Source organism: Microbacterium phoenicis (assembly GCF_047302325.1).
GTDB lineage: Bacteria > Actinomycetota > Actinomycetes > Actinomycetales > Microbacteriaceae > Microbacterium.
Window position 1 is genome coordinate 2,777,452 of record NZ_CP154849.1, and the last position, 21,489, is coordinate 2,798,940.

The window sequence follows — 21,489 nt, forward strand, 5'->3', positions numbered from 1 at the left end:
GCGGAACGCACGGGGGCGCGCGATACCCTGCTGTCACCATGGCCGTCCACTCCTCGCACCCGGTCTCGGCGCCGCCGGCAGCCCCGCCGCGCGAGCGGACGAGTCACATCCTGTTGCGCGGTTGGTGCATCGCCCTGTTGAGCATCACCCTTTCGGGGACCGCGCTCCCCCTCGCCTTCGGCGTCCCCGTCGCGGCAGCCATCGGCGTCGTCAGCTTCCTCGTCTCGGTGATCCTCTGGGCGACGATCCGGCCTCGCGTCCAGTGGCCGCGGCTGCCCTGGTACGCGCTCGCGTACATCGTGTGGGCACTCGCATCGATCCTCTGGACGCACTGGCTGGAGGCGACACTGACGACGGTCGCCCTCGTGATCGTCACGACCGTGGGCGCACTGTTCGTCGGGGCCGTCCTGACGTGGCGCGAAGTCGTTCGGGCACTGGCATCCGCACTGAAATGGATGCTGGGCCTGTCCATCCTGTTCGAACTGTGGGTCAGCCTCATCTGGGACGGCCCGATCCTGCCCCACTTCGAGCGTCCCGCGGGACCCGTCGCCGATCCCATCGTCCTGTGGTCTCGCGACAACCTGTTGGACGGCGGTCGCATCCAGGGGATCTTCGGCAATTCGAACGCCCTCGCGTACGTCGCACTGCTGGCGATCGTCGTGTTCGCCATCCGCATCGCTTCGCGCGCACCCCGACGACCCGTGCTCGCCCTGTGGCTGGTCCTCGCCGTCTACCTCTTCGTCCGGGCGGGGTCCGCGACCGCCACGCTCTCGGCCGTCGCCGTCGGAGTCGTCCTCATCACGGTTCTCGTCATGCGGACGACCACGCGAGCCGGCGAGCGCACCCGTTACTACCTGGCCTACGGCATCCTCGCGGTGGGAGGCCTGCTGGCCGCGTGGCTGCTGCGGGACCACGTCTTCAACGCGCTGGGACGTTCGAGCGACCTCACCGGACGCGAGTCCATCTGGGAGAAGGTCCTGACGCGAGCGGTGGAGCACCCCGTCATCGGCTGGGGGTTCTCCACCCCGTGGATCCCCACCGACCCCGCCTTCGACCGGTGGATCGTCGACCACGGCCAGACAGTCATGCAGGCGCACAACATGTGGGTCGACGTCTTCCTCCAGCTCGGCGCCGTCGGGATCGTCCTCATCGCCGCCGCGTACGTCGCCTTCGTGTGGCGGTCCTGGTTCTTCGCCGTCGACCGGCCCCGATGGGACCTCGTCAGTGACCGGCCCTACACCGCCGTCACTCTGCTCCCGACCCTGACCGGGGCGATCCTGCTGGTGCAGGGCCTCGCGGAGTCGACGCCCCTCCTCAACTGGGGCTGGTTCCTGCTCATCCTCTTCGCCTTCAAGATCAAGCAGGCTCCGCTGGTCGGAAGAGGTCCCTCGGAGGAACGCCTCATCGGCGAACAGGGAGACAGGCCGCTCGAGCGATGACGACGCTGCGCGCGCTCCCTCGGTGGACTGACCTTCCCGGTTCCGCCGACTTCGCGCGCGCCTTCACGGTGACCGTCCTCGCGAGCATCGCGGGAAGCCACGCCATCGAGAGCCTCGCCGGAAGTGCTGCGCTCGTCAGTATCATCGCCGCCGAGAGCGTGATCGCCGTCGGCATCCTCGTCGCGCGGCGCCGCGAGCTCTCGGCGCTGCGGTTGATCCCTCTCACCCTGGTCGCCTTCCTCCTGTGGACGCTCGCGAGTGCCTTCTGGAGCACGGACCCCGTCGAGAGCTTCTTCCGCTGGCTGTCTCTCGCCGCGCTGGCGCTCCTCGCCGTGACCATCGGCCACATCCGGGACACCTTGCAGACCGTACGCGCCGTCGGCGACGTCGCCCGGTTCCTCCTGATCGTCTCGCTGGCCGTCGAGATCGCCTCCGGCATCCTCTTCGACATGCCGTTCACCTTTCTCGGCGTCCGCGGCGACATCGCCGACCTCGGCCCGGTCCAGGGCATCTTCGGCACGAGGAACATGCTCGGGTTCTTCTGCGTGGTCGCCCTCGTGACGTTCATCGTGGAGCTCCGGACCCGGTCCGTGCGTACGGGGGTCGCGGTCTTGTCGATCGTCCTCGCGAGCGTCCTGGCGCTGCTGTCCGCATCGCCGACCGTGTTCGTGCTCGCCGCGGCGGTCTCGGCGCTGACCGGCGTCCTCTACCTCATCCGGCGGATCCCCGACGCGCACCGCACCCGCGCTCAGTGGATACTCGCCGTCGTCGCCGTCATCGGCGGGTCGGTCGCGTGGGGGTCGCGTTCGTCGATCATCAACCGACTCGGGGCGGCCGACGACCTGTCCCTGCGCACGAACCTCTGGCGGTTCGTCGAGTTCTACGTGCAGCGCCAGCCCGTGCAGGGCTGGGGCTGGTTCGGCCCCTGGGATGTGAGGGAACCGCCCTTCGCGGTCATCAACTGGCTCCTGCGCGACAGTCACACGACAGCACTCAACGCGTACGTGGACGTGCTCCTCCAACTGGGCTGGGCCGGCCTGGTGGTCTTCGTCGCCTTCTTCGCTCTCACCTTCGCCCGATCGTGGGTGGATGCCAGTCGTCGCCGCGCGGCCGTGCATGCCTGGGTCCCGCTCATGGTGGCCACGCTCGCAGTCGTCTCGATGTTCGAGAGCTTCACGCTGTTCGGCATCGGCTGGCTCCTGCTCGTGATCTGCGCGGTGCGGGCCGGACAGTCGCGCTCCTGGCGGGAGGCGCTGGATCGTCGAACGGTTCCGCCCGGACTTCCGCACACCCCGGGCGGGTCCAGCCTGGCCGGGTAGGATCATCGCTGGCCCCGCAGTCCGGTGCGCCGCACCGCCAACACGGAGAGATCACTTGACCCACGTCCTCGCCAACGTCGTTTTCCCCGTCGACCGCGACCCCGACATCCTCCCCCTCTACCTCGACCCCGAGACGTGGTCGACCATCGAGGGCGAAGGCGTCCGCGTCAGCGCCAACGCCCAGCTGGGCGACGTGCTCGACAGGCGTCGCGCACGCATCGCGGCGGGGCGCCGCATGTCGTTCGCGACGTACTTCAACGCTTTCCCCGCGTCCTACTGGCAGCACTGGACGTCGGTGCGACACATCCGCCTCACGGTGGAGCTCTCCGGCGAGGCCACCCTGCTCGTCTATCGCTCGAACGGCGGCGGCATCCGCCAGCGGATCGTCACCCACGAGGTGTCGGGCGAGTCGAGGACCGAGGTCGACCTCGATCTGACGCAGTACACCGACGGCGGGTGGATCTGGTTCGACGTGGTCGCCGACACCCAGGACGTCACCTTCCGCGGCGGCACGTGGAGCACGGATCAGGAGCCTGCGCGCGCCGGCAAGGCATCGATCGGCATCACGACGTACAACAAGCCCGAGTACTGCGTCGAGACCCTGCAGAGCCTGATCGATGCACCCGACGTGCTCGAGAACATCGACCGCATCTTCGTCATCGATCAGGGCGACAAGCGGGTCGACGCACGCGAGGAGTACCCGGCGATCGCCGAGGGCCTCGGCGAGACGCTCCAGGTCATCACCCAGCCGAACCTCGGCGGTTCGGGAGGGTTCGCCCGCGCGATGCTCGAGACCCTGGATCGTCCCGACAGCGACTTCGTTCAGCTCCTGGATGACGATGTCCGGATCGAGCCCGAGGCGCTGCGCCGATCGATCGTCTTCGGCCGATTCACGACGACCCCCACGATCGTCGGCGGACACATGTTCGACCTGCTCGATCGCCCGAAGCTGCACGCCTGGGCCGAGGTCGTCGACGACAAGCCGTTCATGTGGCGCAACCTGTTCCAGGAGCGGATGCCGCACGATTTCGGCGCGCAGAACCTCCGGCAGACCCCGACGCTGCACATGCGGATGGACGCCCATTACAACGGCTGGTGGATGTGCCTCATCCCCATGGAGACCGTCCGCGAGATCGGCCTCTCCCTGCCGGCGTTCATCAAGTGGGACGATGCCGAGTACTGCCTCCGCGCGGGCGAGGCGGGGTACGCCACCGTCTCGCTGCCGGGTGTCGCATTGTGGCACGTGTCATGGCTCGGCAAGGACGACGCGATCGACTGGCAGGCGTATTTCCATGTGCGCAACCGCGTCGTCGCGGGCCTCCTGCACTCGCAGACGCCGCGCGGCGGCACGCTCATCCGTCACAGCCGCCGCGTCGACATCAAGCATCTGATGATGATGCAGTACTACCCGACGCACCTGCGCGCCGCCGCCCTCCGCGACGTCCTGTCGGGTCCGGCCCACATGTTCCGGTCCTTGGACACGGCCATGCCCGCCGCTCGTGCGGCCGCTTCGCGTTTCCCCGAGACGACGGTCCACAAGGACGTCGACGCGATCCTGCGTTCCCGCAAGGGCCGGCAGGTCTTCAGCGTCCCGCGTCGCGCCGACCGCGGCTCGGCCCGGGATGCCTCGGCGAGCCCGACAGGATTCCTCCTGCGCGTTTTCACCGCCATCTCGCTCACGACCCACTGGTTCCACGCCCCGAAGAGCGTCAACGTCCGCACCCCGGAGGTTGAATTCGGCAAGGGCGACGCGAACTGGTGGCGTATCCCCCGCTACGACAGCGTTCTCGTGAGCGCGGCCGACGGCAGCGGAAAGCAGATCTACACCCGCAACCGCGCACTGTTCCGCAGGCAACTCGTCGACAGCGTCATCCTCCACCGCCGCCTGCAGCGCCGGTGGGCGAGACTGGCGGTGCAATATCGCAAGGCGCTCCCCGGCCTCGTCTCACCCGAGTCCTGGCGCCGTGTGTTCGAAGAGAACAAGTGACCGCCCCGGAGCGGCGCCCGTCGACGGAGGAGACGTTCGACCCGGCCTCCGCGACGATCGCCATCGTCACCTACAACCGTTCTCATCTCCTGACCCGGCTCCTCACGAGCCTGACGTCGCTGGACCCGAAGCCGGGGCACGTCGTCGTCGTCGACAACGCTTCGGTGGACGACACGGCTGAGGTCGTCGAGTCCTTCCGCGAGAAGCTCGGGACGCGGCTCGTGTATCGACGCCTCGAGACCAACACGGGTGGGTCCGGTGGATTCAGCGAAGGCATGCGCGTCGCCTACGAGCTCGGATCCACATGGATGTGGCTGATGGACGACGACGTCGAGGTGCTCCCCGACGGCCTCGCGAAGATGGGTCGCTGGGCGCCCCGGTTCCGGAGCATCCAGGGCCGCCGCTACGACTACGACGGCAGCGAGTTCTACTGGCAGTACCGCGTCGCGGAGCGCATGGGGATCCCGATCCCGTTCGCTCCTGCCGGCTTCACGGAATCCGGCTACAAGGAGATGAACTCGGGATGCTTCGAGGGGATGTTCATCCACCGCGACATCGTCGAGCGCATCGGCCTCCCCGACCCGCGATTCTTCATCTACTGGGACGATCAGGTCTACGGATGGTTGGCCTCACGACACACGACATCCGTCATCGTCGATGAATTCGTGCTGCGGCGCACACGTGAGATCAAGCAGTGGGACATGGGCATCCGGCACATGAACGCGTCGAGCAACGCGTACCGCTACTACATCATGCGCAATCGCGCCCTCATCAAGCAGTACTACCGCGTCCACGACGTCTACAACCCCGTGCTCTTCGGTCTCGGCACGACGCTGACGTTCGGCAAGGAACTGATCCGCCTGCTCTTCGTCGAGCGCACCGTCCGCGGGACGAGCAACCTCGTCCGCGGTCTGCGCGACGGCGGACGAATCTCCCGCGATCGCATGTGGCGTCCCATGCCGCCTCTGGTCAGCAACCCATGACACGCCGGCTCGCCGTCGTCGCGCACTTCAACGCGACGGGGCGCGTCGCCGACCACGTGCTCCGCCAACTCGACGTCCTCGTCGCAGGGGGGCACGATGTCGTCGTCGCCACGACGAGCCCGATCACGGGGAGCGATCGCGCCGAAGTACTCAGTCGCGCTCGCATCCTGCAGCGTCGCAACGTCGGTCAGGATTTCGGGTCCTGGCATGACGTGCTCGCATCCTGCGACTACGGCGCCGATTACGAGGATGTCCTCCTGACGAACGACTCGTATGTCAGTGCGATCGACGATTTGGGCGCGGTTCGCGACACGATGCGGGCGCGCGGTGCCGACGTCTGGGGGATGACGAGGTCAGCCCGCCACGGCGAGCATCTGCAGAGCTACTTCCTCTACTTTCATCGTGCTGCGGTCACCTCCGCGGCGTTTCGGTTCTTCTGGTCGTCGTTCGAGGCCGCTCCGGATCGTCGTCGCACGATCCTCCAGCACGAGATCGGCATCAGCCGCACCATGCGGGAGGCGGGCTTCGTGCTCCACTCCTACCTGGAGCCCACTCACGCCGAGAGACTGCTCGCGAACGCTCGCACCGTCCATTTCCTCGAGACACGGCGACGCATCTACCCGCACCGGTTTCCCGCCCTTCATGACCTCTTCGATCACGCCAATGCGGCGGACCCCGCCGAGGCGGACTTGTCGAACTGGGCGGCATCCCTAGCGGATCTCGTCCTCGACGACCGCAGGCTCCCCCTCGTGAAATTCGACACATTGCGCTTCGACCCGTACTGGCTCGATTCGGCTCGACTGCTGCGCGCGTGCGAGCGTCGCTTCCCGTTCGAATTCGACGGCGTGCGTCGTTACCTGCGCGACTCGGCGTTCGCGTACCCTGCCCGGCCTGACGAGAACTACAAGCCCGCGCGCCTTCCTGCGGGAAAGCCGGCGTGGTTGGCGTACCGCGCCCGGTGAGCGGAGGCGCGACCCTGTCAGCGGTTGAGAAGCCGCCCTATTCGCCTGATTCCGAACCGCAGGACGCGTCCGGGCAGCGTTGCCAGACGCCGCGCCCGCGTGCGACGCGCATCGAGGCGCGTCGGCAGGGACTCCCGCAGCTCGTGACGGAGGTCCTCCGCGTCAGCCTCGGCGCGAGCCCGACGGGCGGCTTCGCCGCGGTACAGGTCCCTCCACCGCGTACTCGCGCCGATCTCCTCGATGACGAGCGGTATGACGAGCGCGGCCACCTCCGCAGCGCGCTCGCGGCGCGCCGCGTCGTACGGGACCCACTCCTGGGACACCGCAGCGCGCAGAAGGTCCGGGTGGACCGCGCGTCCCTCATCAAGGAGGCGCCGAAGCCCGCGGGCCACGCGATCATCGGATGAGAAGCCCTCATCGTCGCTCGACCGCGGGTGGCGATGAAGGTAGACGTCTTCGAGCAACCCTGCCCTGAGGAGACGGTAGTCGCGCATCCCGTGATGCCGCGGACTCGGGTTCAGAAGCGGATTCGCGTCATAGGACAGGCCGGTGTTCATCACCTTCGTGCTGTACTGCGCATACGTGCGCCACGGGAAGTGCTGAACCTCTATGTCGAATTCCGGCGCCGGCCGCCCGATGCTCGGGATGTCGACGCCGTGGTTGCCCTGCTGAACCGTGACATCCGCCCGCCCGACGTGGATGACGTCGTCGCTCGGGTGAGCGTGGAGGGCGACCGTTGACAGGAGGGAGGCCTCGTCTCGCTCGTCGCGAAGGGTGAGACGGTTCGCCCAGCCGCCGTGGACGGCCGGCTCCCCGGTCATGTTCACCACGGGCACGGGGAAGGCCCCGATGCCCGTCGGAGTGCGACGCAGGGCTTCCTTGAGGGTGGTCGCGGGGTGGGTGGGGAGGAAGAACTCGTCCGCGTCGGCGTTGATGACCCACGTCGCACCGAACTCCGTCGCCGCGCGCGAGGCCATCGCGGACACCACTGCCGTCTGGTTCTTGTCGTGTGCGAGGTAGTCCGAGACGACGACGCGACCGGATTCCCCGTACCTCGCCAGGATGTCCCGCGTACCGTCGACAGAGCCGTTGTCTGTCACCAGGATGATGTCGATCCCCTGCGCCAAGTGATGCTCCAGCATCGCGGAGATCACATCCGCTTCGTCTCGAACCATAACCGTCATGACGACCGTCACATCACGCACGCGCAGATCGGACCTTCCTCGCGGCATGAGCCGCGTCGAGCAGGACGCGCGCACGCGCATCGAAGGAGTGCTCCCGGACGATGCGTCGCGCAGACTCCTGAAGCTCCTGCGGAGACGGCCATGCGGCGCTTCGGATGTCCAGAGCTCTCCGGAGTTGGTCGACGTCACCGTAGGTCTGCACCTGCGACCCGAAAATCTCCGCCATTCCGGGGACGCGGTCGCTGACGATCCGGGCACCCGTCGCCGCCGCGTCGAAAAGTCGATTCGAGAGGAACCCGTTCTCCGCCATCTCCCGCCAATGATCGTTCAGGACGACGTCGGCCCCGGCGTAGGCGGCGGGCACGACGGCGTTCGGCAACCCCGAACTCTTCACGTAGGTCGGATCGATGAAGTTCTCCCACCCGTCATCCCCGTGAACCCGCAGATCCGCGCCGGCCTCGATGGCGTCCAGCACGATCGGCCGCGCGATGCCGCGCGTCCGGCCGACGAACAAGACGCCCCCGTGCTCGTCGGGCTCCACCTCAGGATGGAAAATCCTGGTATCGGTGGCCTGCAGCAGAGTCCGGATGGGCAGCCCCCACTCTGCCGCGATCCGTTCCGCCCACACACCACCGGCAGCGAAGACGGCGTCGAAACCGCTGTGCAGCTCCTGCTTCGTGATCAGTTCGGGGTGGCTGATGACCCACAGCAGATTGATCGAGTCGGGATTCGGAAGGAAGGGAACGAGGCCGCGGAGAGTCAGGGTGACGTCGTCCCACGCCGCGGACGGGCGGTACATCGCCGTACTGCGGTCGACCACGACCTCCTGCCCGAGCGCGCGGAGCGCACCGGCCAGGGAGTGGGCGAAATACGTGTCGCCCCAGGCGTCGCCCCAGTGATCCGCCGTCGCCGCGGTCTTGATCGCCCATCGGAGCGCGCGAGGACGCTCCGAGACCGTGAGAGGGCGACGGCGCTCGTAGGTCACGTCGGCCTCCAGCAACGCGCTCCCGATCGGCAGGGAACGGCTTACGGATCCGATGGCGACCGGGCCGTCGTCGAGAAGCCTCCGATCGTCGAGCCGGTTCAACGCCTCACGCCACAGCCGAGCGAATCGCGCGCGATTCTCGAACTGGTAGGACTTCCTCCCCGGAGTCTTGCTCTCGTAGTGCAGGACGCGCGAAGAGGCACGGAGCCTCAATCGACCGCGATCCCGCAGACGAAGACAGAGGTCGACGTCCTCCATCCCGTTCACGTAATGGGTGTCGAACCCGTTCACCGCGTGCAGATCCTCGTAACGGACGGCGAGACAGGCCGCCGTCAACGCTGAGAAGTCGTAATCGTCGAGCAGGTCGGGCACGTCCAGGGGGTGCATACCGGGCAGCAGGTGCATCGGCATGGTGTGCCCGCCGAGGAACACGGTACCCGCCGTCTGGACGGTGCGGTCCCCGTACAACAAAAGCGGCTGGACGGCGACGTTCGACGGATCCGCGAGGGTGTCGAGCAGCGGCTCCAGCCACCCGTCCTGCGGCTCCGTGTCGTTGTTCAAGAAGACGACGACGTCGCTCGCTCCATCCGAGGCACCGATGTTCGACCCGAGCGCGAAGTCCAGGTTGCGCGGCAGCCGACGCACCCGGACTCGTGGGTCGCCGGCGAAGACGACGTCCAGGATGCTCGCGACCGGGCGGCGGGAGCCGTTGTCGACGACGCTGACCCGCGTCGATTCCGGGGTGGTCCGGAGCACGCTGCGCACGGCTCGCACCGTCATCGCCCAGTCCTCGAAGGTAGGGATCACCACGAGGACCCCGGGCACGGGGTCCCCATCGAAGGTGGCGAGGGATGCCGATCGCGCGGCGTTCGCCGCCCCGCGTCGTTCGAAGGGGCCATCCACGTAGCCCTCTCGTCTCGTGAGAGCCTCCTCGATGTACCCGCACGGCGAACCCGAATCGGCGATGCGGATCTGGACTTCCATCCCCACACCCATGTCGAGGTGGCGCGCAGGGAGCATCGGAGCGTCGCCGGATGACGCGAAGACGACGCCGACGCCGTCATCGAGGTCCGCCCAGCGAGCATCCCGGGTCCGCAGCCACGGCTGCGGCAGCTCCGGGCTGACGACCACGGCGGCGCGGAGGGCGGCGTCTTCCCGCAGGGCCGCGACCGCGGAGTCGAGGAAGTCGGGCTCCCATACCTGATCCGGCGACCAGATGACCCACCCGTGCGGGCGCGCCGAGTCGACGACGTCGGCGATGATCGCGGCGAACGTCGGCGACGCAGCCGTGCGGTCGACGAGGTCGATGTGGGGGTGGAGATCCTCGACGTCCGACCACAAGGGGGGTCGCGCTGCGTCATCATGGGCCACCACGACGACGCGCAATCCCGCAAGCGTCTGCGTGCGCAGGTCGAGGAGCCGCGCCACGTCGGCGTCGGACCGCAAGTGACGCTGATCGACGAAGACGATCGCCGTGCCCCCGGAGCCCGTCTGCCGATGCCGGCGGGCGTGGTGAGCAAGGACGGGGCCGCCGGGATGCAGGTCTCCGGCGTGCGCGTAGTACTCGCCGATCCGTCGACGGACCGAGTCCTCCGCGGCCTGTCGGCTGACGGGGGTCACCTCCGGCGAGGACGGACACGGGTGCGACGCCGCAGCCTCCTCCAGGAAGTGCTGCAGAAGCGATGGCGGCTGCGTCTCGAGGGTCTGCGAATAGCGGAAACCCCAGAAATGCGGGGACGCCTGACCCACCTCGCCGAAGGCGACGAAATCGAGGAAGTGACTCACAGGGCGTCCGCGTCTGGACAGACCGCGCTCCTGGACGGCGTACCACTCGGGTTCGAAGAACGCATTGGGCATACGCCCGTCGAGCTCGCCGTTTGCGATCAGGTCGTCCAGCGCGGCGAGCGGAGTGAGCGGCCGCGCCCCGCCCACCTGCTCGGCGTAGAAATCGGTGTCGATCAACCCATGCTCGACGATGCGACGCGCAGCATCCCCCAACGGCTCAGCGCGCTGGACGTACGTCAGCCAGCTGACGGGATGGTCGCCCAGCATGATGATGGGCTCGTCCGGTGCCTCGCGGACACGTCGCGTCAGATCGACCGGTCCGCTGTCAGCGTCGGCATCCGCCCACCGGCTGGTGCGGTACGGCATGGGCGCCGATGCATCCACAGCGAGGGCGACGAGGCGCGCGCGAAGCAGCTGGGCTCGCGCCAGCGAGAATCGTGCTTCGGGTGCATCGATGAACGGGTTCGGGACGATCCCCGTGCGCCAGCCCTCGTCGAAGTAGTGGCGAGCCGCAGCGTCATCGCTGTCGAACCGCTGCCCCGTCTGCATCGAGTAGTGCTCGCGGAGCACCATGTTGATACCCCGAGGCGACAGGATGAAGGGCGGATTGACCCGAGAGAGGACGTCTCTGATCCTCGGGGAGCGTCCGACTCGTCGAGCGATCGATACAAGCTCCCGTTTCACGCGTGCGATTCCTCTCACAACCTGTTCTTGCGGCCACGGCCCAGGAGGACACGTCGTGCTCGCGCGGGTCCCAGGTTACCTCGGACAGGGCGGCGAGCACTCCGCGGCGGGGGCGCCGTCACCGCGAGGGTAGAGGCTCATCTCCGTGGTCGGAGGGCACTCCCGCCCGCTTGCGCGTCGTCAGCGACAGACCCAGCGCGAGACCGGCGGCGTCGGCCAGCGTCATGAGGATGCGGCTCACGAGCGCGAGGCTGAGGGCCGCACTGGCTCCGACGAGACTGGACAGCGCGAGGACGAGGGCAGCTTCCCGCGCCCCCAGACCTCCGGGAGCGATGATGACCAGGAACCCGACGAGCCACGCGAAGGCGAACGCCCCTGCCGCCAGGGGGTAGCCGACACCGGGGGCGAGTTGCACGAGCAGCAGCCACGCCTGCAGTCCGAGCAGGAGCCACATCACGAGCGACCACGCCGCCGACGCGACGAGTGCTCGGGGGACGATGTCCACGGGTTCCTCATCGCGGCGCGTCACGCGGAAGGCGAGACGGACGATCCGACGCAGGACAGCAGGAACGAGGCAAGCCAGAAGGAGCAGGGCCACGACGATCGCCCACCAGTTGCGGAGCAGCGCGGTCGGGTCTGAGAGCACGAGTCCGAGTACGCCGACCACGCCCGACATGACGACACCGACCAGCATCGCGACGATGGACGCGGTGAGCGATCGCGGGCGTGAGATCCCGTGGTCTCGCGCGAATTCCGCCTGCGCGAGGACCGGCCACACCGCTCCCGGGACGTACTTGCCGACCTGCGAGATCATGAACACGCGCGTCGAGTCGCGCAGCGGGACCTCGAGGCCGACCGAGCGCATGATGGCCCGCCACGACAGGCCGTTCGCGAAAAGTCCGACGATGCAGCAGAGAGCAGCGAGTGCAACGATGCCGAGATCGAGGTCCTGGAGGGCGTCGATGAAGCTGTCCCACGAGGCGACGACCGCAACGACGAGAAGGATCAGCGCCACGGCGACGAACGCCCAGCGGATGATCGCCCGCTTCATTCGGCGAGCCAGTTCCACATGAGGCGAACGCCGTCCTGGAGAGGAGTGCGAGCCTCCCAGCCGATGGTCCGGGCCGCTTCCGAGACGTTCAGCCACGTCGAGGGGACGTCGACACCGCGCGCGGGCAGGTGCTCGACGTCGAACGGGTGGCTGTCGCCGACGACCGACCGCAGGACGCTCAGCAGCTCATCGAGGCTGGTCGGCACTCCGGAGCCGACGTTCAGAAGCGCCGGGGCGGCGTCGGTGCCGGCCACCGCCGTGACGGCTCGAGCGACATCGTCGACGTAGACGTAGTCCCGCGCAACGTCCCCGGACCCGAGGAGTTTGATGGACTCCCCCTGCAGGATCGCGCGCATCCAGAAGGCCAGGACCCCCTGACCTCGCGCGCCCTTCTGGCCGGGTCCATAGGCGTTCGCCACCCGCAGGACGGTGTGGCTCAGTCCGGAGGCGCGGAGCACGTCCTCCTGCGCGACCTTGTACCGCCCGTACGCGGACGAGGGACCCACCGGGGAGGTCTCGGAATGCGGAGCCGGGTCCTGGATGTCATAGGCGGTGCCTCCCGAACCGAGGAGCACGACATGCTGATCGGGCGACGCCGCTGAGACGGCATCGAGGACACGACCGAAGTCGTCGAGCTCGTCCTCGACGAGATCGGGCCGTTCGTGAGCGAGCAACGGGCTGAGCGATCCAGCCGCCCACACCAGGTGTCGGCTGGACGCCGCGTCGGGATCGAGCACGCCGTCGCTCGCGAGCGGACGGGAGCGACCGAACTCGGCGACGCTGCGCCCTTCGGAACGCGCGATTCGGACGACAGCCGAGCCCAGGAATCCTGCGGACCCGACAACCGAGATGTCATACACTTTGATTTTGGCCACCGCCCCTTACGTCGGGATTTCCATCCTATGCCCAAGCCCCGTGTGCTCGTTCTGACATCGACGTTCCCCGCGCGGACGGGCGACGGCACCCCGGCGTTCGTCGCCGACCTCGCGCTCGGTCTCGGCACCGACCACGACGTGCGGATCCTCGCGCCCGCGGTGCCGGGTGGAGCTCCCCGTGAGCGTCTTTCCGAGTCGGTGGACGTCGTCCGATACCGATTCTTCCCGCGACGCTGGGAAGACCTGGCCGACGGTGCGATCCTCGAGAACGTGCGATCGAGGCGTTCCCGCCTCGTGCAGGTCCCGTTCTTCCTCCTCGGTCAGGCGATCGCCGTCAGGCGCGAAGTCCGCCGGTTCCGTCCGGACGTCGTCCACGCTCACTGGATCATCCCGCAAGGAGTCGTGGCGCGCGCGGTCGGCGGTCGCATCCCCATGATCGTGACGACGCTCGGTGGCGATCTGTACGCTCTCGGCGCCAAGCCGCTTCGCGCGGCGAAGTCCTGGGTGTTGCGGAACGCGCGCGCGGTGACGGTGATGAACCAGGACATGCGCGACAAGGCGATCGAGCTCGGCAGCACCCCGGACAACACTCACGTCATGCCGATGGGCGCGCACCTGCGGGATGACCTCGGCGAGGTCGAGACCGTCAGCGGTAGTGGGACACTCCGCGTGCTTGCGGTCGGACGACTCGTCGAGAAGAAGGGCTTCGATGTCCTGCTCCGGGCACTCCGTGCGTCGTCGCTCGCATACGAACTGGTGATCGTCGGCGACGGCCCCGAGATGGACTCCCTCCGACGCGCGGCCGACGGCCTCCCGGTGACGTTCGCAGGACAGCTCGGACGGGACGCACTCATGGAGCGGTACTCCGCGGCCGACGTCGTCGCTTTCCCCTCCCGTCGTGCCGCGTCGGGCGACCAGGACGGTCTCCCCGTTGCACTCCTGGAGGCGATGGGGTCAGGGCGCGCCGTCGTGGTCTCCGACCTTCCCGGCCTCAACGAGGCCGTGCAGGACGAGGCATCCGGTCTCGTCGTCCCTGCCGAGGACGAACGCGCCCTCGCCGACGCCCTGGCCCGGCTGGACGGCGACGCGGCGCTCCGCCGACGCCTCGGGGACGCGGCGCGTGACCGCGCACACGAGTACTCGATCCCCGCCACCGTCGAGAAGTACCGCGCTCTGCTCTCCACCGTCCTCGGCCGCTGAGGCCGGCCGGTCAGGGAATCGGGTTGTCGGCGTTGTACTGAGAGATGATCTCGTCGATCGGCCCGTCAGCCACCAGTTGGTGATCCCGGATGTAGAGACCCCGCCGGCAGAACCGGCGCAGGTCCTTCTCGTTGTGGCTGACGAAGAAGAGCGTCCGCCCTTCGGCGAGGAGCTCGTCGATCCGTTGGTAGCACTTCGCCCGGAAGGCTCGGTCACCGACGGCGAGCACCTCGTCGACGAGGAGGATCGGCTCGTCGAGCTGTGACACGACGGAGAATGCCAAGCGCACCTTCATCCCGTTCGACAGGTGCTTGTAGGGCGCATCCTGGAACTGCTCCAGCTCGGCGAACGCGATGATCTCGTCGTACCGAGCAGCCACCTCGGCCGCCGACATCCCGTGCAGTCCGGCGGTCAGGCGGACGTTCTCGCGGACCGTGAGGTCGCCGACGAATCCGCCCGTCAGTTCGATGAGGGGGGCCACCCCGGCGTGGACCCGGACACTCCCCTCGTCCGGGAGGAGGACCCCCGCGACGAGCTTGAGCAGCGTCGACTTCCCCTGCCCGTTCTTGCCGACGACACCGATCGACTCACCGGCATCCACTCGGAAGCTCACATCGCGCAGGGCCCAGAACTCCCCCGGGCGCGACCGGCGAGACGCATCCGCGAACATGTCCTTGATGCTGCGTCGGCCTCTGCGGTTGCGCCTGAAACGCACCCCGAGGTCGTCGACCTCGATGGCGACGGCCACTGCCTCGTCGGTCATCTCAGAGTTCCTTCAGGAGAGGGCGTTCCAGTCGGCGGAACGAGACCGCGCCGACGACCAGGAGCGCGACGGTGATGAGGACCGAGATGAGCACCGCGTACGGGTCCCACTGGTCGGGGAAGAACCCGGTCCGGTAGAGCACGAAGACGCCCGCGAGCGGGTTGAACGCGCCGACCGTGGCGAAGGCGCCCGGCAGGTCGTCCAGGGCGTAGATGATCGGCGACGCGTAGAACAGCGCGCGCAAGATCAGGCGCGTGGTCCTCTCGAGATCCGTGAAAAGGACGCACAGCGGCGCGATGAGGAGGCCGATGCCCACCAGGAGAGCCGTCTGGAGAAGGACGCCGAGCGGGAAGAGGAGGATGCCCCATCCCACCGTGGCTCCGGAGAACACGGCGAACGCGGCGAGCACCGGAGTCGCGAGGAGGAACTCGATGCCCTTGCTGAGGACGATCCGGTTCACCCAGATCGACCGCGGAATGGACGTCGACCTGACGAGCCGCGCGTCCTTCGTGAACGCGCGGGTGAAATCGGTGACGGTCGAGTTGAACCACACCCAGGGCAGGAGGGCGGACAGGAGGAAGACGATGTACGGCGTCGCCCCGACGGTCCGGTCGAACACCTGCGTGAAGACGAACCAGTAGATCAGGCTCATCACCAATGGGTCGAGGATCGACCACAGGTAGCCGAGCCAGCTCGTCGCGTAGCGGACCCGCAGATCTCGCGCCGACAACAACCACAGCGAGTGGAGGTACCGTCCGCGCGCGGACCGTCGGCCGCTCATCCGACGGGACACGGGGTGATCAGGGACTCGGGTCGCACGGCGCGGGTGCGCTCAGTCCGTGCCGTCGAAGTCGTTCCGCCACATCGACAGTGCGGACCCGATGGCCATGTGCATGTCGAGGTACTGGTACGTCCCCAGACGTCCGCCGAAGTGGACGTCCTTCTCACCCTTGGCGAGCTCCCGGTACGCCAGAAGGCCGGCACGGTCATCCTGCGTGTTGACGGGGTAGTACGGCTCGTCCGCCCGCGTAGCGAAGCGCGAGTATTCGCGCATGATCACCGTGCGGTCGGTCGGGTAGACGTCGCTGCGCTCCGGGTGGAAGTGCTTGAACTCGTGGATGCGGGTGTACGGGACGTCCGCGTCCGGGTAGTTCATGACCGGCGTGCCCTGGAAGTCGCCGACCTCGAGGACCTCCTCCTCGAAGTCGAGCGTCCGCCACGCCAACTCGCCTTCCGCGAAGTCGAAGTAGCGGTCCACCGGGCCGGTGTAGACGATCGGAACCTGGCCCACGGTCGCCGCCTTGTTGAGGGGCTGCGACGCGTCGAAGAAGTCCGTCTCGAGGCGGACTTCGATGTTGCGGTGGTCGGCCATCCGCTCGAGCCACGCCGTGTAGCCGTCGGTCGGGAGGCCCTCCCACGTGTCGTTGAAGTAGCGGTTGTCGTAGTTGTAACGGACGGGGAGGCGGCTGACGATGTCGCCCGAGAGCTTGCTCGCGGAGGTCTGCCATTGCTTCGCGGTGTAGTCGCGGAAGAACGCTTCGAACAGCGGCCGTCCGACCAGGGCGATGCCCTTCTCCTCGAAGTTGCGCGCCGACTTCACATCGAACTCGCCCGCTTGTTCGCGGATCAGTTCGCGAGCCTGATCGGGCGTGTAGGCCGCGCCGAAGAACTGGTTGATCGTGTGCAGGTTGACCGGCAGCGCGTACACCTGTTCAGCGTGGGTCGAGTAGACGCGGTGCACGTAATTGGTGAAGCTCGTGAATCGGTTGACGTACTCCCACACCTGGGCGTTCGAGGTGTGGAAGAGGTGCGCACCGTAACGGTGCACCTCGATCCCCGTCGTCGCCTCGTTCTCGCTGTACGCGTTACCGCCGATGTGGGAGCGACGGTCGATGATCGTGACCTTGCGTCCCGCCTCCGCTGCACGCTCGGCAACCGTGAGACCGAACAACCCTGAGCCGACGACGAGCAGATCCATGTTCCGATACCTTCATTTCTCGAGCCGGAGGCTCACAGTCGCTTCCCACGCCATCGACGGCGCGCAGTCACAGGCGACCTATCCTAACCGTGCGGTGCGGCGATCACCGGACGCGTGTGGCCTCGGCAGGGTCGTCGTCCACGACGCCGACCGACTCCTCGTGGGCGATCCGCGCCCCCGCGACCGGCACACCGCCGGTCACCGGCGCGACGCCCGCCGCATGCGGGGCGAGCGGGACGGACGGGTGGCGGGAGATGGCCGCATCGCTGAGGTCGTTCGGGTCGAGCAGCCGTTCCGGGGAGTACTGGACGAGTTTGATGCGCTCGAGCGCATCCTCCATCAGGGTCCGGTTCGTCCGGAGCATGTCGGAGATGACCAGCAGGGCGACACTCAGGAGCGCACCCACGAGCATCGCAGAGCCGAAGATGAGCGACTGGATGTGCTCACCGGCGAGCCCCAACCAGGTGAGGATCAGGAACCGACCGAACGGCACCAGCGCCCCGATGGCGAAGACGACGGCGAGGGTCAGGAACACCGCGTGCGGCTTGAACATGATGTAGCTGCGCATGATGGCCTGACCGGAGCGGGCCATGTGCTGGAAGATGTTCTTGAACAGACGCGATTCCCGCGTCTTGGGGTTGGTCTTGATCGGCACGCTCGCGATGCGAAGTCGCTTGTTGCCCGCCTGGATGATCGTCTCCATGCAGTAGCTGAACTGCGTCACGACGTTCAGTCGGATGAGCGATTCGCGCGAGTACGCACGGAAGCCGCTCGCGGCATCCGGCAGGTCCGTCTCGGCCGCGAAGTTGACGACGGAGCTGCCGACGCCCTGCATCACCTTCTTGAAACCGGAGAAGTGCTCGATCGTCTTGGTTTGGCGGTCGCCGATCGCGATGTCGGCCTCGCCGCGCAGAAGCGGCTGAACCAGGTCTGCGATGCGCTCCTGGGGGTACTGGTTGTCGCCGTCCGTGTTGACGACGATGTCGGCGCCGTGCTGGAGGGCGTAGTCGACGCCGTCTCGGAACGACCGAGCAAGGCCCATGTTGCGCGTGTGGAACACGAAGTGCTCGACACCGAGCGAGCGCGCGACCTCCACCGTGCGGTCACTCGACCCGTCGTCGACGACGAGGATGTGGATCTCGTCGATTCCGGGGATCTCCTTGGGGATGCCGGCGAGGACGAGAGGGAGGGTCTGCTCCTCATTGAGGCAGGGGATCTGCACGAACAGGCGCATCGGTTTGGTTCCTTCGTAGTCACGGCCTCGCACGTCGCCGGAGCGTCCTCCGGCCGTGCGACCCCGCCAGTCTACCGGCGGGACCTCCATCTCCTCCGTGGGCGCACGAGACCGCTTCCAGGTCCGGTCCCGGCTCCGCGGCTAACATGGCTCCGGGACAACGCCCCCGAAGAGAAGAGATACGTTTCGTGGCCCTAGAGACCATCGCCATGCCCGCCGCGTTCACCCGCCGGGGCGAGGCGGGACGCTCCCCCGCCGCACATCCGCTCTTCTGGCGGATCACCGCGCTCGTGATCGTGGCGGTGTGCATCGCGCTCCACTGGCAGGTGGCACGCAGCGCCATCGCTCCGCGCACGCCCTGGGACGAGAACCACGTGCTGCAGATGGCACGGTGGATCTCGGGAGATCACAACGTCACTCCGATGACCGGTGCCGGCTACTACCCCGGCTGGTCGTTCATCATGGCCCCCATCTGGTGGTTCACGCATGATGCCGGGGCCGTCTACTTCATCGCGATCGTCCTGGGGAACGCGATAGCGGTAGCCACCATCATCCCGCTCGCCCTGACGGCGAAGCGACTGGGCGTCACCTTCTGGCAGGGTGTCGCGATCGGCGGTCTGGCCATGTGCCTGCCCGGTCGCGTCGTGAACGCCGACTACGTCCTATCCGAGAAGCCGCTGGTCTTCTTCATGGCGTGGATGCTGCTGGCAGCGGTGGCGCTCTGGCAGCAGCCGACGTGGGGGCGGATGACGCTGTTCTCCCTCTCGGTCACCGCCACCTTCTTCGTGCACGCCCGCGCCCTCACCTTCGTTGTGGTGGCGGCGGTGTGGCTCGTCCTCTTCTTCCGGCGCAACATCGGTCAAGCCCTGTGGGGCCTCGTCCTCCTCGGAGCGGGGTTCGTCGCGGTCAGGCAGATCGCCGCATGGATTCATGAGGCCGTTCTCCTCAACAAGTTCAGCCAGGGCGACAACCTCGTTTCCGGGCTCCTTTCCGCGACGCCGGGCGACATCGTCCGCGTCACCGCCACTCAGATCTGGGCGCAGTTCGTCGGGACAGCCGGCCTCTTCGGCGTCGGCCTGCTGATCATCGGGATCTGGGCCTGGCGGGAAGTGCGCGCGCTCCACGTCGGGATCGGTGGCTTCCTGGTCGGCCTGACGCTCATCACCGTCCTCATAAGCGTCGCGTCGTGGGCGGACTCCCCGTTCCTCCGCCCGGTGCCCGGCGTCCGGTTCGACGCCAGCATCTACACGCGCTATCTGGATCCGATCGCGACACTGATCGTGGTGGTGGCCCTCGTGGCGCTGCTCCGTGCGCTGAGTCGGCCGGTTGTCGGCGCCGCGCTCGGCGTGACCGTTGCCACGTGCGCCGTCGTCGTCTTCTGGGTGGCACCGAACGTACCGACCTGGGGCAACCTGGATGGGCCGGCCAACGCCGCCGCCATCCTCACCTGGGATCGTTTCTTCCCCACCGGCCAGCCGTTCCCGCTTCCGCTGGTCCCGTCGTTCACCAACCAGAACCGGTTCTGGCTGTACGCCTCGATCTTCGTCGTCTTGAGCGTCGCCTCCTTCCTCCTTCTGCGCACACGACCTCGGACACTCGTGGTCCTCGGAACCGTCGTCCTGGCGGGGATGTCCGTCGCGGCCGACCCGTCGCAGTCACGGGATTACCCGGCCAGGGTCACGGCAGCGGTCCAGGACGCGGAACGGGTCCTTCCGGGTGACGACCTGCTCCAGGTCGATTTCGACCGAAGCTGTCGCGACTCCTCCCTCGCCGTTCACCAGATGACGAACTGGTTGCCCTATTGGCTCTCGCCGCGCGTCGTCCACCTCGTCCAGATCGCGAAGGGAGACAAGCCGGATACTCCGTTCGTCGTCTCCTGCGACCGTTGGCCCGAGGCCGATTCCCTCGGGGCGCTCGCCTACGACGGTGGTGTCGACTACATCTACCGCCTCTGGGTGCTCCCTGGGCCGGTGCAGGATGAGCTCAAAGCCAAGGGGCGCCTCCTCACCCCCGCCGAACTGGATGCCATCCACGGCGAGTGAGCCGTGACCACGCCACCTGAGTGGACGCCCTGTCGCAATGAGGGTGCGTCTTCCTCACGAGAAGGAGATGTCGCAAATGACCGACGCCCGCGTCGACGACCCCGATGTGTCGATCATCGTCCGCACGAAGGACCGTCCGGATTACTTGCGGCGCGCTCTGGCGGACATCGCGGCCCAGACTCTGGCCTCGTGGGAGTGCATCATCGTCAACGACGGCGGTGACCCCGAGACTGTTGCGGGCCTGGTCGCAGCGCGAGACGACGCCTTCCGTGCCCGGACGACGGTGATCGACTCTCCCGAATCCCGCGGCCGGTGGCGCAGCGCCAATGCCGGTGTGCTCGCCTCGCGCGCCGCACTCCTGGTCCTCCACGATGACGACGACACGTGGGACGCCGACTTCCTCCAGCGGGCGACCGACTACCTGGACGCTCATCCCACTCGCGCGGGAGTCGTCTCCCGGATCGAGATCGTGTGGGAGACCAGGGAGGGCGATCGGTTCTCAGAAGAACGCCGAGAGGTGTTCCAGGAGCATCTGACGGCGCCGTCGCTATCCGACACACTCCTGTTCAACCGCTTCGTGCCGATCGGGTTCGTCTACCGCCGGTGGCTGCACGAGGAGCACGGGCTCTACGACGACTCGCTCCCCGTCGTCGGCGACTGGGCCTTCAACATGAAGGTGCTCACGCACGAGGAGCTGGAGTACCTTCCGGGCGCACCTGCCGTGCAGTGGCGTCAGCGGACGGGGAGCTCGGGCGCCGACGGCAACAGCGTGATCGATTCAGGCGACCTGCACCGCGCTGTGGACGCGCGTCTTCGCGACGCCGCGCTCCGGGAGTACGTCCAGGCGAACGGGACCGGGCTGGTGCTCTACCTGACCAAGTTCATCGACCAGCGTTTCGTCGACGTGGAGAACGGCGTCCGCGGCCACCTGTCGGATGTCGAAGCGCGACTGCGACACGACCTCGGCCCTCGTGGTCTCCTTCGCGCGGTGGCGCGCAGGATCCGACGTCGCTGACGC

At 67.6% G+C, this 21,489-nt stretch carries 16 protein-coding genes; 8 read left to right on the plus strand and 8 right to left on the minus strand.

Annotation, left to right across the window (positions count from 1 at the left end):
* Positions 1 to 38 precede the first annotated feature (38 nt).
* The 5 genes from ABCU91_RS13725 to ABCU91_RS13745 are packed head-to-tail and all read left to right on the plus strand — an operon-like array spanning position 39 to position 6,690.
* Positions 39 to 1,439 carry an O-antigen ligase family protein gene (locus ABCU91_RS13725; protein ID WP_413354145.1) on the plus strand — a complete coding sequence of 467 codons (1,401 nt, stop codon included), beginning with the start codon at positions 39 to 41 and terminating at the stop codon, positions 1,437 to 1,439.
* Complete coding sequence (locus ABCU91_RS13730) at positions 1,436 to 2,758, plus strand: O-antigen ligase family protein (protein ID WP_413354146.1); 1,323 nt, start codon at positions 1,436 to 1,438, stop codon at positions 2,756 to 2,758. The genes ABCU91_RS13725 and ABCU91_RS13730 overlap by 4 nt, the downstream gene beginning before the upstream one ends.
* Before the next feature lie 55 nt (positions 2,759 to 2,813).
* Positions 2,814 to 4,745, plus strand: a complete 1,932-nt coding sequence (locus tag ABCU91_RS13735) for a glycosyltransferase (protein ID WP_413354147.1) — start codon at positions 2,814 to 2,816, stop codon at positions 4,743 to 4,745.
* On the plus strand, positions 4,742 to 5,728 hold the full coding sequence (locus tag ABCU91_RS13740; RefSeq protein ID WP_406923611.1) for a glycosyltransferase: 987 nt from the start codon (positions 4,742 to 4,744) through the stop codon (positions 5,726 to 5,728). The genes ABCU91_RS13735 and ABCU91_RS13740 overlap by 4 nt, the downstream gene beginning before the upstream one ends.
* On the plus strand, positions 5,725 to 6,690 hold the full coding sequence (locus ABCU91_RS13745) for a rhamnan synthesis F family protein (RefSeq protein ID WP_406923610.1): 966 nt from the start codon (positions 5,725 to 5,727) through the stop codon (positions 6,688 to 6,690). The genes ABCU91_RS13740 and ABCU91_RS13745 overlap by 4 nt, the downstream gene beginning before the upstream one ends.
* Before the next feature lie 17 nt (positions 6,691 to 6,707).
* On the opposite strand, the gene ABCU91_RS13750 is transcribed toward ABCU91_RS13745, so the two are convergent.
* The 4 genes from ABCU91_RS13750 to ABCU91_RS13765 all read right to left on the minus strand — a co-directional run bounded on the left by ABCU91_RS13750 (position 6,708) and on the right by ABCU91_RS13765 (position 13,239).
* Positions 6,708 to 7,895, minus strand: coding sequence for a glycosyltransferase family 2 protein (locus tag ABCU91_RS13750; protein WP_413354148.1), 1,188 nt, complete (start codon positions 7,893 to 7,895; stop codon positions 6,708 to 6,710).
* Positions 7,888 to 11,217 carry a glycosyltransferase gene (locus tag ABCU91_RS13755; RefSeq protein ID WP_413354149.1) on the minus strand — a complete coding sequence of 1,110 codons (3,330 nt, stop codon included), beginning with the start codon at positions 11,215 to 11,217 and terminating at the stop codon, positions 7,888 to 7,890. Before ABCU91_RS13755 ends, ABCU91_RS13750 begins: the two co-directional genes overlap by 8 nt.
* Positions 11,218 to 11,446: 229 nt before the next feature.
* Complete coding sequence (locus ABCU91_RS13760; protein ID WP_413354150.1) at positions 11,447 to 12,379, minus strand: lysylphosphatidylglycerol synthase transmembrane domain-containing protein; 933 nt, start codon at positions 12,377 to 12,379, stop codon at positions 11,447 to 11,449.
* Complete coding sequence (locus tag ABCU91_RS13765) at positions 12,376 to 13,239, minus strand: NAD-dependent epimerase/dehydratase family protein (RefSeq protein WP_413354151.1); 864 nt, start codon at positions 13,237 to 13,239, stop codon at positions 12,376 to 12,378. Before ABCU91_RS13765 ends, ABCU91_RS13760 begins: the two co-directional genes overlap by 4 nt.
* A 42-nt stretch (positions 13,240 to 13,281) precedes the next feature.
* On the opposite strand from ABCU91_RS13765, the gene ABCU91_RS13770 reads away from it, so the two are divergent.
* The gene (locus tag ABCU91_RS13770; protein ID WP_406923605.1) at positions 13,282 to 14,454 is read left to right on the plus strand and encodes a glycosyltransferase; all 1,173 of its coding nucleotides are present in this window, start codon (positions 13,282 to 13,284) and stop codon (positions 14,452 to 14,454) included.
* A 10-nt stretch (positions 14,455 to 14,464) separates the two neighbouring features.
* Here ABCU91_RS13770 and ABCU91_RS13775 read toward each other — a convergent pair whose 3' ends face one another.
* From ABCU91_RS13775 to ABCU91_RS13790, 4 genes are all read right to left on the minus strand, one after another.
* Complete coding sequence (locus ABCU91_RS13775) at positions 14,465 to 15,217, minus strand: ABC transporter ATP-binding protein (protein WP_091355905.1); 753 nt, start codon at positions 15,215 to 15,217, stop codon at positions 14,465 to 14,467.
* A 1-nt stretch (position 15,218) separates the two neighbouring features.
* Positions 15,219 to 15,998, minus strand: coding sequence for an ABC transporter permease (locus tag ABCU91_RS13780; protein WP_406924542.1), 780 nt, complete (start codon positions 15,996 to 15,998; stop codon positions 15,219 to 15,221).
* 51 nt (positions 15,999 to 16,049) lie between these two features.
* A complete protein-coding gene (glf, locus tag ABCU91_RS13785) occupies positions 16,050 to 17,195 on the minus strand; it encodes a UDP-galactopyranose mutase (protein WP_406923604.1) in 1,146 nt (381 codons plus the stop codon).
* Positions 17,196 to 17,298: 103 nt separating this feature from the next.
* Complete coding sequence (locus tag ABCU91_RS13790) at positions 17,299 to 18,429, minus strand: glycosyltransferase family 2 protein (RefSeq protein ID WP_413354152.1); 1,131 nt, start codon at positions 18,427 to 18,429, stop codon at positions 17,299 to 17,301.
* Between the two features lie 209 nt (positions 18,430 to 18,638).
* Here ABCU91_RS13790 and ABCU91_RS13795 point away from each other — a divergent pair, with 209 nt between their 5' ends.
* Positions 18,639 to 20,471, plus strand: a complete 1,833-nt coding sequence (locus ABCU91_RS13795) for a hypothetical protein (protein ID WP_413354153.1) — start codon at positions 18,639 to 18,641, stop codon at positions 20,469 to 20,471.
* A 76-nt stretch (positions 20,472 to 20,547) separates the two neighbouring features.
* Positions 20,548 to 21,486 carry a glycosyltransferase family 2 protein gene (locus ABCU91_RS13800; RefSeq protein ID WP_413354154.1) on the plus strand — a complete coding sequence of 313 codons (939 nt, stop codon included), beginning with the start codon at positions 20,548 to 20,550 and terminating at the stop codon, positions 21,484 to 21,486.
* Positions 21,487 to 21,489: the final 3 nt, after the last annotated feature.